The following is a 15384-nucleotide window of genomic DNA, read 5'->3' on the forward strand; positions in this document are numbered from 1 at the left end:
GTCTTGCCATGGTCCACATGCCCGATCGTGCCAATGTTGCAGTGCGGCTTGTTCCGCTCAAACTTAGCTTTCGCCATCGTCTTATTCCCCGATCGGGTCTGTTACCAGCGGTAGTGACTGAAAGCCTTGTTGGCTTCAGCCATCCGGTGCGTGTCTTCACGCTTCTTCACGGCGGTACCGCGATTGTTCGCGGCATCCATCAGCTCGGCCGAGAGGCGCTCTTCCATGGTGTGCTCACCACGCTTGCGCGCAGACTCGATCAGCCAGCGGATGGCCAGGGCCTGGCGGCGCTCCGGACGGACCTCGACGGGCACCTGGTAGGTGGCACCACCGACGCGGCGGGAGCGGACCTCGACGGCCGGCTTCACGTTGTCCATCGCCTCATGGAACAGCCGCAGCGGGTCGCTGTTCGCACCACCACGCTTCTTCAGGGTGTCCATGGCGGCGTAGACGATACGCTCGGCCGTGCTCTTCTTGCCGTCATACATCAGCACGTTCATGAAACGGCTGAGCACGATGTCACCGAACTTCGGATCGGGCAGAACTTCGCGCTTCTCGGCGCTGTGGCGACGCGACATCGCTTGATTTCCTTACTTCGGCCGCTTCGCGCCATAGAGCGAGCGCCGCTTGCGCCGCTTGGCGATGCCCTGCGTGTCCAGCACGCCGCGCAGGATGTGGTAGCGCACGCCCGGAAGATCCTTCACGCGACCGCCACGGATCAGCACCACGGAGTGCTCCTGGAGGTTGTGACCTTCGCCCGGGATGTAGCTCACCACCTCGTGGCCGTTCACGAGACGCACCTTGGCGACCTTACGCAGAGCCGAGTTCGGCTTCTTCGGCGTGGTCGTGTAGACGCGGGTGCAGACGCCACGCTTCTGCGGGCAGTTCTGCAAGGCCGGAACCTTGTTCCGGACCGGCTTGGGCTCACGCCCGCTGGCGATGAGCTGGTTGATCGTCGGCATGACGCCCCTTGTGCTTCTACTGACGCCCAGATCCCTCGCCAAGCAGGAACACCCGATCGAGCGGCGCTTCGCGCCAACTCCCCGGGCTCTATTCCCGCCTCCGGTCTTGGCCATCCAGGGATGGCAGTGCCGGTTGCTCAGAACCTGTCGTCCAGAACTCCGCAGGCCGAACCTTGGAAGGATCGACCCCGTCGAGGGGGCGGAAACTACGTGCCGACCCCCCATGAGTCAAGCACGCCGCACCCCGTAAACACTGAATCCGGGCCCCGTGGGGGCCCGGCTTCCATGCAGCCAGCGCAGACCGCGCCGGCAAGCTGCAGCCTGGCCGCCATTCCGGTTTCCCGGAAATGGCGGCAGCTTCGCTGTTATTCGGCGGCCTGCTGCCCGGGCTTGGGCAAGGCGCCCTGCCCCTGCGGCAGCCGCTGCCCGTCGCGCTGGGCGGCCAGCGCGCGCAGGCGGTTCATCACCGAGCCCGTGCCCGCCGGGATCAGGCGGCCCACGATGACGTTCTCCTTCAGGCCCGCCAGGTAGTCGACCTTGCCGGCCACCGCCGCCTCGGTCAGCACCCGCGTCGTCTCCTGGAAGGAGGCGGCCGAGATGAAGGAGGTGGTCTGCAGCGACGCCTTGGTGATGCCCTGCAGCACCGGCTCGGCCCGGGCGGGCCGCTCCTTGCGGGCGAGCAGCTTCTCGTTCTCGATCTCGAACTCGATCCGCTCCACCGTCTCGCCGGTCAGGTAGGTGGTGTCGCCCGGCTCCAGGATCTCCACCTTCTGCAGCATCTGACGAACAATGACCTCGATGTGCTTGTCATTGATCTTCACGCCCTGCAGTCGATAGACGTCCTGGATCTCATTCACCAGGTAGTTCGCCAGCGCCTCGACGCCCAGCACGCGCAGGATGTCATGCGGGACGCGCGGGCCGTCGACGAGCGGGTCGCCGGCCTTCACATAGTCGCCTTCCTGCACCGAAACGTGCTTGCCCTTCGGCACCAGGTATTCGCGCGGCACGGGCGGCTCGTCGCCCACCTGCTCCGGCACCACCAGGATGCGGCGCTTGGCCTTGTAGTCCTTGCCGAACTCCACGCGCCCGTCGATCTCGCTGATGATCGCGTGGTCCTTCGGGCGGCGGGCCTCGAACAGCTCGGCCACGCGGGGCAGACCGCCGGTGATGTCGCGGGTCTTGGAGGACTCGCGCGGCAGGCGGGCAATGACGTCGCCGGCCTGCACCGTGGCGCCGTTCTCGACTGAAAGGATCGAGTCGGGCGACAGGAAGTAGCGGGCCTCGGCGCCGTTGGGCAGCTTCACGATATTGCCCCGCTCATCCTTCAGGATGATGCGCGGGCGCAGATCGACGCCCTTGGCGGCCTGCTTGTAGTCCACCACCACCTTGGAGGAGAGGCCGGTCACCTCGTCCTGCCGCTCGACCAGGGTGATGCCCTCGATCAGGTCGGCATATTCGATGGAGCCCGAACGCTCGGTGATGATCGGCAGGGTGAACGGGTCCCACTCGGCCAGCTTCTGGCCGCGCGTGACCTCCAGCCCGTCCTCCAGCACCAGCAGCCGCGCGCCATAGGGGACGCGGTAGCGGGCGCGCTCACGGCCATTGGCGTCCGTCAGCACGATCTCGCAGTTGCGCGACATCACGATCGGCACGCCGGCGGAGTTGGCGACGACGTTGCGGTTCAGCACGGACACCGTGCCCTCGCCCGTGGCCTCCACCGCCGACTGCTCGGCCCCGCGGGTCGCGGCACCGCCGATGTGGAAGGTGCGCATGGTGAGCTGCGTGCCCGGCTCGCCGATGGACTGGGCGGCGATGACGCCCACGGCCTCGCCGATGTTCACCGGGGTGCCGCGCGCCAGGTCGCGGCCATAGCAGTTGCCGCAAACGCCCGACCGCGCGTCGCAGGTCAGCACGGAGCGGATATAGACTTCCTCCACCCCCGCCTTCTCGATGCGCTCGGCGTCCGGCTCCTCGATCAGCGCGTTGCGGGGCAGCAGCACCTCGCCGGTGGAGGGGTCCACCACCTCGCGCTGCACCGTCCGGCCCAGGATCCGCTCGGACAGCGAGGAGACCACCTCGCCGCCATCCATCACGGCGCGCACGGTGATGCCGCGCTCGGTGCCGCAATCATTCTCGACGATGATGCAGTCCTGCGCCACGTCCACCAGGCGGCGGGTCAAGTAGCCGGAGTTCGCGGTCTTCAGCGCGGTGTCCGCGAGGCCCTTGCGGGCGCCGTGGGTCGAGTTGAAGTACTCCAGGACGGACAGGCCTTCCTTGAAGTTCGCGATGATCGGCTGCTCGATGATCTCGCCCGAGGGCTTGGCCATCAGGCCGCGCATGCCGGCCAGCTGGCGCATCTGCGCCGGCGAGCCGCGGGCGCCGGAATGCGACATCATCCAGACGGAATTGGTGACGCGGCCGACCTCCTGCTTGGAGATCTCCTTCATCATCGCGGTCGCCACCTCGTCCGTGCAACGGGACCAGGCATCGACCACCTTGTTGTAGCGCTCGCCCGCCGTGATCAGGCCGTCGAGGTATTGCTGCTCGAACTCCTTCACCTCGGCCTTGGTGCGCGCGATGAGCCCTTCCTTCTCGGCGGGGATCATCATGTCGTCCTTGCCGAAGGAGATGCCGGCCTTGGCCGCCTGGCGGAAGCCCAGCGCCATCAACCGGTCGGCGAAGATCACCGACTCCTTCTGGCCGCAATGACGGTAAACCGCGTCCATCACGTCCGAGATGGACTTCTTGGTGAGCTGGCGGTTGACCAGGGAATAGGGCGTGCGCGGGTCACGCGGCAGCAGCGCGCCCATCATCATGCGCCCGGCCGTGGTCAGCACCGTTTCGCGGCGGTTCGGCAGGTCGTCGGTCGGCGCCGGCACCCGCGCCATGACGGCGGTGTGCAGGGTGATCGAGCCGGCGGCCAGCGCCTGCTCCACCTCGCCCAAATCGCCGAACACATGCGGGCGGTGCTGCAGGGCCTTGCGCTCGGCCTCGGACAGCGCATCCACCGACTTGCCATTGGCGCCACGGATCGCCGCCTGGATCTCCTCCAGCTCCTTCTGGGCGACGCGGAACTCCGGCGTCTCCAGGGAGAGATAGTAGAGGCCCAGCACGATGTCCTGGGACGGCACGATGATCGGCTTGCCGTTGGCGGGGCTGAGGATGTTGTTGGTGGACATCATCAGCACGCGCGCTTCCAGCTGGGCCTCAAGGCTCAGCGGCACGTGCACGGCCATCTGGTCGCCGTCGAAATCCGCGTTGAAGGCGGTGCAGACCAGCGGGTGAAGCTGGATCGCCTTGCCTTCGACCAGCACCGGCTCGAAGGCCTGGATGCCCAGGCGGTGCAGCGTCGGCGCGCGGTTCAGCATCACCGGATGCTCGCGGATGACCTCTTCCAGGATGTCCCACACCTCGGGACGCTCCTTCTCCACCATCCGCTTGGCGGCCTTGATGGTGGTGGCGTGGCCATACTTCTCGAGCTTCGAGTAGATGAAGGGCTTGAACAGCTCCAGCGCCATCTTCTTGGGCAGGCCGCACTGGTGCAGCTTCATCTCCGGCCCGACGACGATGACGGAACGGCCCGAATAGTCGACGCGCTTGCCAAGCAGGTTCTGCCGGAAACGGCCCTGCTTGCCCTTCAGCATGTCGGAGAGCGACTTCAGCGGGCGCTTGTTGGCGCCCGTGATGGCGCGGCCGCGGCGGCCATTGTCGAACAGCGCGTCCACCGATTCCTGCAGCATGCGCTTCTCGTTGCGCACGATGATGTCCGGCGCGCGCAGCTCGATCAGCCGCTTCAGGCGGTTGTTGCGGTTGATGACGCGGCGGTACAGGTCGTTCAGGTCGGAGGTCGCGAAGCGGCCGCCATCCAGCGGCACCAGCGGGCGCAGCTCGGGCGGAATCACCGGCACGACGTCGAGGATCATCCACTCCGGGCGGGCGCCGCCCTCGGCGAAGCTCTCGATCATCTTGAGGCGCTTGACCAGCTTCTTGCGCTTGGCCTCGGAGGTGGTCTCCTTCAGCTCAGCGCGCAGCTCGGTGCTTTCGCGGTCCAGCTCGATGCCGGCCAGCATCTGCTTCACCGCCTCGGCGCCGATGCCGACGGAGAAGGCATCCTCGCCGAACTCGTCCTGCTTGGAGACGTACTGCTCCTCGGTCAGCAACTGGTGCAGCTTCAGGTCGGTCAGACCCGGCTCCAGCACCACATAGCTTTCGAAGTACAGCACCTTCTCCAGGTCCTTCAGCGACATGTCGACCATCAGGCCGACGCGCGAAGGCAGGCTCTTCATGAACCAGATATGGGCGACCGGGGAGGCCAGCTCGATATGGCCCATGCGCTCGCGGCGCACCTTGGCCAGCGTGACCTCGACGCCGCACTTCTCGCAGATGATGCCGCGGAACTTCATCCGCTTGTACTTGCCGCACAGGCACTCATAGTCCTTGATCGGACCGAAGATGCGCGCGCAGAACAGCCCGTCCCGCTCCGGCTTGAAGGTGCGGTAGTTGATCGTCTCGGGCTTCTTGATCTCGCCATAGGACCAGGAGCGGATCTGCTCCGGCGAGGCGATGGTGATCTTGATCTGATCAAACGTCATCGCCTGGCCAGTCTGGCCCAGGATCTTCATCAGTTCGTTCATGCGCCCGTCCTCTCAAGGTGAGGCCGCCGCGCCGGGGTGTCCCCGGCGCGGCTGAGCAAAAGGTTCATCAAGCACGTCGTGGTCGGAGCGGAACCGATCAAGACGGGCGGTTCTCCAGGTCGACATTCAGGCCCAGCGACTTCAGCTCCTTCACCAGAACGTTGAAGGATTCCGGAATGCCAGCCTCGAAGCTGTCCTGGTCGCGGACAATGGCCTCATACACCTTGGTGCGGCCGGACACGTCGTCCGACTTCACCGTCAGCATCTCCTGCAGGGTATAGGCGGCGCCATAGGCTTCCAGCGCCCACACCTCCATCTCGCCGAAGCGCTGGCCGCCGAACTGCGCCTTGCCGCCCAGCGGCTGCTGGGTGACGAGCGAGTATGGACCGATCGACCGCGCGTGGATCTTGTCGTCGACCAGGTGGTGCAGCTTCAGCATGTAGATGTAGCCGACCGTGACCTTGCGCTCGAAGGGCTCGCCGGAGCGGCCATCGATCAGCGTGGTCTGGCCCGAGGTGTCGAGGCCCGCCTTGTCCAGCATGGTCTCGATGTCGGAGATCCGCGCGCCGTCGAACACCGGGGTCGCGATGGGAACGCCCTTGCGGAGGTTCTCGCCCAGCTCGATCAGCTGGTCCTCGCTCATGTCCTCGATGTCGCGGCCATAGATCTCGTCGCCATAGACCTCCCGCAGCTTGTCCAGCAGCGCCTCGCGGGCGGCGCCGGCGCGGCGGTAATCCTCCACCAGCTCGCCGATCGACTTGCCGATATTGGCGCAGGCCCAGCCCAGATGCGTCTCCAGGATCTGCCCGATATTCATGCGCGACGGCACGCCCAGCGGGTTCAGCACGAGATCGACCGAGGTGCCGTCCGGCAGGAACGGCATGTCCTCCACCGGCACGACGCGGGACACCACGCCCTTGTTGCCGTGGCGGCCGGCCATCTTGTCGCCCGGCTGCAGCTTGCGCTTCACCGCGATGAAGACCTTGACCATCTTCATCACGCCGGGCGGCAGCTCGTCGCCGCGCTGCAGCTTCTCGACCTTGGACTCGAAGCGCTTCTGCAGCTTGTCGACGGCGGCGTCGAACTCGCGCTTCAGCGCCTCGATCTCGACCATCACAGCGTCGTCCTGCACGCCGATCTGGCGCCAGGTGGCGCGGGCGAACTGGTTCAGCACCTCATCGTCGATGACGGTGCCGGACTTCACGCCCTTGAAGCCGCCCGAGGCCTTCTGGTTCAGCAGCTTCTCCCGCAGGCGGGAATGGAAGCTGCGCTCCTGGATGGCCTTCTCGTCGTCGCGGTCCTTGGCCAGGCGCTCGATCTCGGCGCGGTCGATCGCCATGGCGCGTTCGTCCTTGTCGACGCCGCGGCGGTTGAACACGCGCACATCCACGATGGTGCCGGTGGTGCCGGGCGGCAGGCGCAGCGAGGTGTCGCGCACGTCGGACGCCTTTTCGCCGAAGATGGCGCGGAGCAGCTTCTCCTCCGGCGTCATCGGGCTCTCGCCCTTCGGCGTCACCTTGCCCACCAGGATGTCGCCCGGGTTCACCTCGGCGCCGACATAGACGATGCCGGCCTCGTCGAGGTTGCGCAGCGCCTCCTCACCCACGTTCGGGATGTCGCGGGTGATCTCCTCCTGGCCCAGCTTGGTGTCGCGGGCCATCACCTCGAATTCCTCGATATGGATCGAGGTGAAGACGTCATCCTTGGCGATGCGCTCGCTGATCAGGATGGAGTCCTCGAAGTTGTACCCGTTCCAGGGCATGAAGGCGACGAGCACGTTGCGGCCCAGCGCCAGCTCGCCCAGCTCCGTGGAGGGGCCGTCGGCGATGATGTCGCCACCCGCCACCTGGTCGCCCACCTTCACCAGCGGGCGCTGGTTGATGCAGGTCGACTGGTTGGAGCGCTGGAACTTGCGCAGGCGGTAGATGTCGACACCGCGGGTGGTGCCGTCCTCCTCATTCGTGGCGCGCACCACGATGCGGGCGCCGTCGATGCTGTCCACCACGCCGCCGCGCCGCGCCACGATGGTCGCGCCGGAGTCGCGGGCGACCGCGGCCTCCATGCCCGTGCCCACCAGCGGCGCGTCGGAGCGGACCAGCGGCACCGCCTGGCGCATCATGTTGGAGCCCATCAGCGCGCGGTTGGCGTCGTCGTTCTCCAGGAACGGGATCAGCGCCGCGGCGACGGAAACCAGCTGCTTCGGCGAGACGTCGATGGCCGTCACCTCTTCCGGCTTCACCAGCCGGAAGTCGCCGCCCTGGCGGACGGAAACGAGGTCCGAGCGGAACTCGCCCGTATCGGCATCCACCTCGGCATCGGCCTGGGCGACCACCAGCTTCTCCTCCTCCATGGCGGAAAGGTAGCGGGGCTGGCCGGTGATCTTGCCATCCTGCACCAGGCGGTACGGCGTCTCGATGAAGCCGTACTTGTTCACCTTGGCGAAGGTGGCGAGGGAGTTGATCAGGCCGATGTTCGGGCCTTCCGGCGTCTCGATCGGGCAGATGCGGCCGTAATGCGTCGGGTGCACGTCGCGCACCTCGAAGCCGGCGCGCTCGCGCGTCAGACCGCCCGGGCCAAGCGCCGAAAGGCGGCGCTTATGCGTCACCTCGGACAGCGGATTGGTCTGGTCCATGAACTGCGACAGCTGCGAGGAGCCGAAGAACTCGCGCACCGCGGCGGCGGCGGGCTTCGCGTTGATCAGGTCATGCGGCATGACGGTGTCGATATCGACCGACCCCATGCGCTCCTTGATCGCGCGCTCCATGCGCAGCAGGCCGACGCGGTACTGGTTTTCCATCAGCTCGCCGACCGAACGCACCCGGCGGTTGCCGAGGTTGTCGATGTCGTCGATCTGGCCCTTGCCGTCCTTCAGCTCCAGCAGGGTGCGCACGGTGGCCAGGATGTCCTGCTTGCGCAGGGTGCGCACCGTGTCCGGCACGTCCTCCAGGCTGAAGCCCAGGCGCATGTTCATCTTGACGCGGCCGACCGTGGACAGGTCGTAGCGCTCGGGGTCGAAGAACAGGCCACGGAACAGCGCCTCGGCCGTCTCGGGCGTCGGCGGCTCGCCCGGGCGCATCACGCGGTAGATGTCCATCAGGGCATCGTCGCGGGTGGCGTTCTTGTCCACCGCCAGCGTGTTGCGCAGCCAGGGGCCGACATTCTGGCCGATGGCCAGGGTCGGCAGCTTGTCGAGGCCGGCCTGCTCGATGGCCGCCAGCTTGGGCTCGGTCAGCTCGTCGCCGGCCTCGGCCCAGATCTCGCCGGTGTTGTGGTCGACGAGGTCCTCGGCCACGAAGCGGCCCAGCAGGTCGGCGCGGCCGACCAGCACTTCCTTGGTGCCGGCCTCGGCGATCTTGCGGGCCAGGCGCGGGGTCAGCTTGGTGTCGCGCTCGGCGACCACCTCGCCGCTCTCGGCATCCACCAGATTCTCGATCAGCTTCACGCCGCGGAAGCTGTCCGGCTGAAAGGGCTGGCTCCAGCCTTTGGCGCCGCGGCTGAACACCACCTGCTCGTAGAAGGTGTTCAGGATCTCCTCGGCATCCATGCCGCGGACCTCGCCCGGCTCCAGGCTCTCGCCGCGCTCGGCGCGAAGCTGCTCCGTGCGCTCGGACTCCAGGGCATAAAGCAGCGTCGTGGCGGGCAGCTTGCGCTTCCGGTCAACACGAACGTAGCAGATGTCCTTGGCGTCGAACTCGAAATCCAGCCAGGAGCCGCGATACGGGATCACCCGCGCCGCGAACAGGTACTTGCCCGAGGAGTGCGTCTTGCCCTTGTCGTGGTCAAAGAACACGCCCGGCGAGCGGTGCATCTGGGAAACGATGACGCGCTCGGTGCCGTTGATGATGAAGGTGCCGTTGTCCGTCATGAGCGGCATGTCGCCCATGTAGACATCCTGCTCCTTGATGTCGCGGACGGAGCGGGAACCGGTGTCCTCGTCCACGTCCCAGACGATCAGGCGCAGCCGCACCTTCAGCGGCGCGGCGAAGTTCAGCCCGCGCTGGATGCATTCCTCGACGTCGTATTTCGGCTCTTCGAGCTCGTACTGGACGAACTCCAGGCGGCCCCGCCCGGCGAAATCGTCAATCGGAAAAACCGACTTGAAGACTTCCTGCAACCCGGTGTTCGTGCGGGAATCCGGATTCACCCCCATCTGCAGGAACGCCTCATAGGAGGCCCGCTGCACATCAATGAGGTTCGGCATCGGCGCCACCTCGGGCAGCCGCCCGAATGACTTCCGGATGCGCTTCCGCCCGGTGAACGACTTCGTGATTGCGTTCATGCCCGTCCTGCTTCCCTTCGCTCCGGCCCAAAACCGCCCGGCCGGCGGGTAGACCCCACCCGTATTCAGGCGCCCCGGAGAGACCTCCCTCCGCAACGCAGTCGCGGGCAGGAACCCATGGGGGTTCCCGCCCGTTCCAAGCTTAACCCTGGCCCACCCCGCGCTGACGCGGGGCGGAAAGGTTCTTACTTGACCTCAACCTTCGCACCGTTCTCCTCGAGGACCTTCTTGATCTTCTCGGCCTCGTCCTTGGAAACGCCTTCCTTCACGGTCTTCGGCGCGCCCTCGACCAGATCCTTGGCCTCCTTCAGGCCCAGACCGGTGATGGTGCGGATTTCCTTGATGACGTTGATCTTCTTGTCACCGGCCGCGGCCAGGACAACGGTGAACTCGGTCTGCTCCTCAGCAGCCGGAGCGGCAGCGCCAGCGGCCGGAGCAGCGGCAACCGCGACCGGAGCAGCGGCGGACACGCCCCACTTCTCCTCCAGCAGCTTCGACAGCTCGGCGGCTTCCAGAACGGTCAGGCTGGACAGCTCGTCAACCAGCTTCGCGAGATCGGCCATGGTTCTCTATCCTTCGATCTAATAGCCAGGCATGATGATTGCAATCCCCGGCCGGCAAAGTCCGACCGCCCGGGGCGGGTATTCCGCAAAGGGGCCTTAGGCCGCCTCGTCCTTCTTGGCGTAAGCCGCCAGCACGCGCGCCACCTGCCCGCCGGGTGCCTGAAGCACGCCAGCGATGCGCGTCGCCGGGGTCTGGATAAGACCCACCAGCTGCGCGCGCAGGGTTTCGAGCGAGGGCAGGGTGGCCAGAGCCTTGACGCCATCGACGTTCAGGGTCTGCTCACCAATCGCCCCGCCCAGGATCACGAACTTGTCGTTACCCTTGGCGAACTCCACGGCGGTCTTCGCCACAGCCACCGGGTCCGTCGACCACGCAAGCGCGGTCGGCCCCTTCAGCAGCGGCGCGATGCCCTGGAAGCGAGTGCCGTCGAGGGCGAGGGTGGCCAGCCGGTTCTTCGCGACCTTATACGTCGCGCCCGCCGCCCGCATCTTGCGCCGCAGGTCACTCACATCCGCGACCGTCAGCCCATTGTTCTGGGCGACGAGCACGAAGGACGTGTCCGCGAACACCTCCGCGAGGGAGGCCACGAACGCACGCTTCTCCGTACGATCCAACTCCCGTCTCCACACGGTGACCGGTGCCTTGTGGAAGGGCCCCGGCCGGTTCACACGGGGGCACCACCGCCAAGCGGAGGCACCCCGGTTCGCCTGTCTGAGTTTGCGGAAAACCAAGCCCATCATGCCGGAACCGCGCAACGGCGCCGGGCAACACAGCTCTTGGCATCCCCATCTCACGCTTGCGGGGCAGTTGCCCCCTTAAGGCCCGCCATTGCGGGCCACACGCGCTCTCGGACAGGATCGGGGACACGGCCTGGGCCGGGCCCCCTGCCCGCGCCCCGCAAGCGGGGCGCGAATCTCGCCGGGCAGGGCCGAAGCCCCGCCCGGAAACAATCAGGCCGAGGCCGCCAGGGAGGCGACATCCACCTTGAGCCCGGGGCCCATGGAGGAGGACACGGCGACCTTCTTCACATAGGTGCCCTTGGCGCCGGTCGGCTTGGCGCGCTGAATGGCATCCGCGAAGGCGCGCGCATTCTCGACCAGCTGCTCCTCGGTGAAGGACACCTTGCCGATGCCGGCATGCACGATGCCGGCCTTCTCGGCGCGGAACTCCACCTGGCCGGCCTTGGCGGCGGCCACGGCGTCCTTGACGTTCATCGTCACGGTGCCGAGCTTCGGGTTCGGCATCAGGCCGCGCGGGCCGAGGATCTTGCCCAGGCGGCCGACGATGCCCATCATGTCCGGCGTCGCGATGCAGCGGTCGAACTCGATCGTGCCGCCCTGCACCAGCTCCAGCAGGTCCTCGGCGCCCACCACGTCGGCCCCGGCGGCCTGCGCCTCCTCGGCCTTCGCGCCGCGGGCGAACACACCGACGCGGACGGTCTTGCCCGTGCCGTGCGGCAGGGACACCATGGAGCGCACCATCTGGTCGGCATGGCGCGGGTCGATGCCGAGGTTCATCGAGATCTCGACGGTCTCGTCGAACTTCGCCTTGGCGTTGGCCTTCACCGTCGCGATGGCCTCGGCCAGCGCGTACTGCTTGTCACGGTCCAGACCGGCGTAGATCGCCTTCAGACGCTTGCCCTGCTTGGCCATGATCTCAGCCCTCCACCACGGACATGCCCATCGAGCGGGCGGAACCGGCCAGCATGCGCACGGCGGCCTCCACGTCGTTGGCGTTCATGTCCTTCATCTTCGTCGCGGCGATCTCGCGCAGCTGGGACTTGGTCACGCGGCCGACCACGCCACCCTTGCCCGGGGTCTGGCTGCCCTTCTCGAGCTTGGCCGCCTTCAGAAGGAAGTAGGTGTTGGGCGGGGTCTTGGTGACGAAGGAGAAGGTGCGGTCGGAGAACGCGGTGATCACCACCGGGGTCGGGGTGCCGGGCTCCATGCCCTGCGTCGCCGCGTTGAATTCCTTCACGAACTGCATGATGTTCAGGCCGCGCTGACCCAGCGCCGGGCCCACCGGCGGAGACGGGTTCGCCTTGCCGGCCGGGATCTGCAGCTTGATGTAGCCGACGATCTTCTTCGCCATGATCGGTCCTCTGTCGGTTCAGAGGCGCGCGGTGCTTGCGGCTGCCCCCAGTTGCCTGGGGCCGGGCCTCCCGCGTCCCTGATGAAAACGCCGCTGCGGCCCGGCCACGCGAAAGCGCGTCCTGGGAGGAGCGGCGGAGGCGGGCCTATACCCGTCGCCGCTCCAGGAGTCCAGCACCTTGCCAAGGCATGAACCGGCATGGCTCCCTTGCGCGGAAGAAGGGTCAGGCGGGCCGGAAGGTCAGTGGCGGGCGTGGTGGGCCGCGCCGCGCGCATGGTCCAGCGCCGCCAGGATGCGCAGCGCCGCCTCGTCCGGGGTCATTCCGGCATTGTCCAGCGTGACGTCGCTGAAGGCCCGGCTGTGATAGCCCTCGGCATACATGGCGCGGATGCGCGCCTGCTCCTCCGCGTCCGGCCCGCGGCCGCCACGGGCACCCAGCGCCACATCGAGCGGCGGCGCCAGCGTCACCACCGACAAGGCCGCGCCGCGCGCCACGCAGGCCGCCCGCAGCCGCCGGTAGCCGGTGTCGTCCAGTGGATAGGCAACGATCAGGCAGGGCGCGGCGGTGCCGGCGACCTGCCGCAGGATGCGGCCCAGCGCCCCGGCCCAGCGCTGCTCCTCCGGCAGGTGGGCGGGCAGGCCGTCGGCGTCGCCATCAATGAAATCGGCATCGGCGATCCGCGCCGCCAGGGCCTGGCCGGTGCTGGACTTGCCGCTGTTGATCGGACCGTTCAGGTGGATGACGCGCAGGGGCTGCGCGGTGCCGCCGAGCCCCAGGGCGCGATGCGCCAGAAACCAGCCCAGCGCCCCGGCCAGCACCGCCAGGATCAGTCCACCCAGCAGGGTTTCCTCCGCCGCCGGCAGCAGGGCCAGCAGCCAGGCCGGCCCCTGGTCCGGCAGGAACTCCGCCCCGGTCGGCAGCAGCAGCCGGCCGAGGGCGAATTCCAGGGGCAGCAGCACGGCATGGGTCAGGGGATTGCCGAACAACAGGCAGGCCGCGGCGGCAACGCGGAGGCTGCCGCGCAGCAGCAGGGCCAGCGCGGCGGCGAGCACCAGGTGCAGGCCGATGGCCGGCAGCATGGCCGCCCCGGCGCCAGCGGCGACGCCGCGCGCCACGCGCTCGGGGCCGCCGGGGGATACCAGCAGCGTGATCCAGCCTTCCCGCAGCTGCGTCAGCATCAAGCGGGGGCTCCGTTCCGGATCAGACTTTTTCGACCTGCGCGTATTCCAGCTCGACCGGCGTGGCGCGGCCGAAGATGGAAACGGATACCTTCACGCGGCCCTTTTCCTCGTCCACCTCCTCGACCGTGCCGTTGAAGGAGGTGAAGGGGCCGTCAGCCACGCGCACCTGCTCGCCCACCTCGAACACGATGGCGGGGCGCTTCGGCTTGTCGGCGCCTTCCTGGACCTGCTGCACGATGCGCAGCGCCTCGGCCTCGGAGATCGGGCTGGGGCGGTTGCGGGCGCCCAGGAAGCCGGTGACCTTGGGCGTGTCCTTGACCAGGTGCCACGCTTCATCGGTCATCACCATCTTCACCAGCACGTAGCCGGGGAAGAACTTGCGCTCGGAGGCGACCTTCTGGCCACGGCGGACTTCCGTCACCTCCTCGGAGGGAACCAGGATGTCACCGATCTGGTCCGACAGGCCCTTCTGCGCCGCCTGCTCCCGGAGCTGCTGCGCAATCTTCTTCTCGAAGCCCGAATAGACGTGAACGACGTACCACTTCATGTCGGCCATGGATGCCCGCTCCGTCCGTTACGCGCCGATGCCGAACAACAGGCCCACCGCGAACTGGATGAGCTTGTCGGTCAACAGGAAGAACACTGCCGCCAGCGCCGAAAGCGCCAGAACCAGGCCGGTGGTGATCAGCGTCTCCTTGCGCGTCGGCCAGGTGACCCTGGCCACCTCCTGCCGCACATCGCGGATGAACCCCGCGGGATCGAGCTTCGCCAAAGTCGCTACCTTAAAACTGGTTCCTGGGAACACGCTTCGCGGGCGGCATCCGAACCGGAGCCACCCCGCAAGACCCGGCGTTCACGCGGCGGAAGATTGACGCGCTGGCAGGGGCGGAGGGTCTCGAACCCCCAACCTCCGGTTTTGGAGACCGGCGCTCTAGCCAATTGAGCTACGCCCCTGCGCGGCGCCATCGCTGCGCGAGGCCGCGTCTATAAGTCAGCCTGTGCTCCATGTCGAGAGGGCGCGCGCTTCAGCCGCCCCGCTCCGCCTCATTGCGGCGCATCGGCATGGCATCGATCAGCGGCCAGAGCGCGTCCGGCCCGGCCGGGTGGGCGGCGCGCCATTTCTCGCCGCCATCTTTTCCGACCAGCACGGCGGCGAAGGGCTGCTCCGGCGGCACGCCGAAGCGCTCGCGCAGCACCTGGGGGCTGACCGGGGCACCGGCCCCCTGGGCGGCGCTGAGCAGCACCTCCAGCCGGTCGGCGCCGATCACCGCCAGCACCACCATGTCGCGCGCCTCGAAATCCGGCCGGTCCGCCGCCAGCAGCCGCCGCTGTTCCCGCAATTCGGCGCCTTCCGCCGGGGCGAACACCACCAGCACGCGGTTTTTCCAGGTGAAGGGGGCCAGCGCCGCGGCGCCCGCCGGCAACCCGGCGGCGGCCATGGCCAGCCCGGCCGCTGCCCGGCGCGTGATGCCTTCCGCCATGCCATGTTCTCCCCGCCATTCCGCAGGGGGAGACGCCGCCGGGCTCCGCCGGTTGCAGGACAAAAAAAAGCGGGCCACCCGAAGGCGGCCCGCCACACCATCCCGGAGGATGCGGTCCGGCTTAAGCGGAGATGGAGGCGACGACGCCGGCGCCGACGGTGCGGCCGCCTTCGCGGATGGCGAAGCGCAGG

The 15384-nt window shown here is 67.6% G+C and carries 13 protein-coding genes and 1 tRNA gene; all 14 read right to left on the reverse strand.

All coding sequences use genetic code 11. The annotated features are described in order from the left end of the window. Window positions 1-101: 101 nt before the first annotated feature. On the reverse strand, window positions 102-578 hold the full coding sequence (gene rpsG, locus F0Q34_RS20535) for a 30S ribosomal protein S7 (RefSeq protein ID WP_149814250.1): 477 nt from the start codon (window positions 576-578) through the stop codon (window positions 102-104). A gap of 12 nt (window positions 579-590) precedes the next feature. Then, entirely contained in the window at window positions 591-962 is a 372-nt protein-coding gene (gene rpsL / locus F0Q34_RS20540) for a 30S ribosomal protein S12 (RefSeq protein ID WP_007438460.1), read from the reverse strand. Window positions 963-1327: 365 nt separating this feature from the next. Then, window positions 1328-5596 (reverse strand): DNA-directed RNA polymerase subunit beta', encoded by a 4269-nt coding sequence (gene rpoC, locus F0Q34_RS20545; protein ID WP_149814251.1) that lies wholly within the window; start codon window positions 5594-5596, stop codon window positions 1328-1330. 97 nt (window positions 5597-5693) lie between these two features. Next, a complete protein-coding gene (rpoB, locus tag F0Q34_RS20550; protein WP_149814252.1) occupies window positions 5694-9875 on the reverse strand; it encodes a DNA-directed RNA polymerase subunit beta in 4182 nt (1393 codons plus the stop codon). A 185-nt stretch (window positions 9876-10060) separates the two neighbouring features. Further along, a complete protein-coding gene (rplL, locus tag F0Q34_RS20555; protein ID WP_149814253.1) occupies window positions 10061-10438 on the reverse strand; it encodes a 50S ribosomal protein L7/L12 in 378 nt (125 codons plus the stop codon). 96 nt (window positions 10439-10534) lie between these two features. After that, window positions 10535-11053, reverse strand: a complete 519-nt coding sequence (gene rplJ / locus F0Q34_RS20560; RefSeq protein WP_149814254.1) for a 50S ribosomal protein L10 — start codon at window positions 11051-11053, stop codon at window positions 10535-10537. A gap of 336 nt (window positions 11054-11389) precedes the next feature. Next, window positions 11390-12091 (reverse strand): 50S ribosomal protein L1, encoded by a 702-nt coding sequence (gene rplA / locus F0Q34_RS20565; RefSeq protein ID WP_149814255.1) that lies wholly within the window; start codon window positions 12089-12091, stop codon window positions 11390-11392. Between the two features lie 4 nt (window positions 12092-12095). Continuing rightward, entirely contained in the window at window positions 12096-12530 is a 435-nt protein-coding gene (rplK, locus tag F0Q34_RS20570; protein ID WP_149814256.1) for a 50S ribosomal protein L11, read from the reverse strand. A gap of 240 nt (window positions 12531-12770) precedes the next feature. Next, the gene (locus tag F0Q34_RS22195) at window positions 12771-13709 is read right to left on the reverse strand and encodes a DUF2062 domain-containing protein (protein ID WP_206668112.1); all 939 of its coding nucleotides are present in this window, start codon (window positions 13707-13709) and stop codon (window positions 12771-12773) included. Between the two features lie 22 nt (window positions 13710-13731). Then, window positions 13732-14268, reverse strand: coding sequence for a transcription termination/antitermination protein NusG (gene nusG, locus F0Q34_RS20580; RefSeq protein ID WP_149814257.1), 537 nt, complete (start codon window positions 14266-14268; stop codon window positions 13732-13734). Window positions 14269-14286: 18 nt separating this feature from the next. Further along, window positions 14287-14484 (reverse strand): preprotein translocase subunit SecE, encoded by a 198-nt coding sequence (gene secE, locus F0Q34_RS20585; RefSeq protein ID WP_120010310.1) that lies wholly within the window; start codon window positions 14482-14484, stop codon window positions 14287-14289. Window positions 14485-14589: 105 nt separating this feature from the next. After that, window positions 14590-14666, reverse strand: a tRNA-Trp gene (locus tag F0Q34_RS20590). A 71-nt stretch (window positions 14667-14737) separates the two neighbouring features. After that, window positions 14738-15193 carry a DUF4174 domain-containing protein gene (locus F0Q34_RS20595; RefSeq protein WP_149814258.1) on the reverse strand — a complete coding sequence of 152 codons (456 nt, stop codon included), beginning with the start codon at window positions 15191-15193 and terminating at the stop codon, window positions 14738-14740. A gap of 121 nt (window positions 15194-15314) precedes the next feature. Next, a partial coding sequence (locus F0Q34_RS22680; RefSeq protein ID WP_149813807.1) for an EF-Tu C-terminal domain-related protein occupies window positions 15315-15384 on the reverse strand: 70 nt, incomplete at its 5' end.

This window comes from Teichococcus oryzae (assembly GCF_008386565.1).
Classification (GTDB): Bacteria; Pseudomonadota; Alphaproteobacteria; order Acetobacterales; family Acetobacteraceae; genus Pseudoroseomonas; species Pseudoroseomonas oryzae.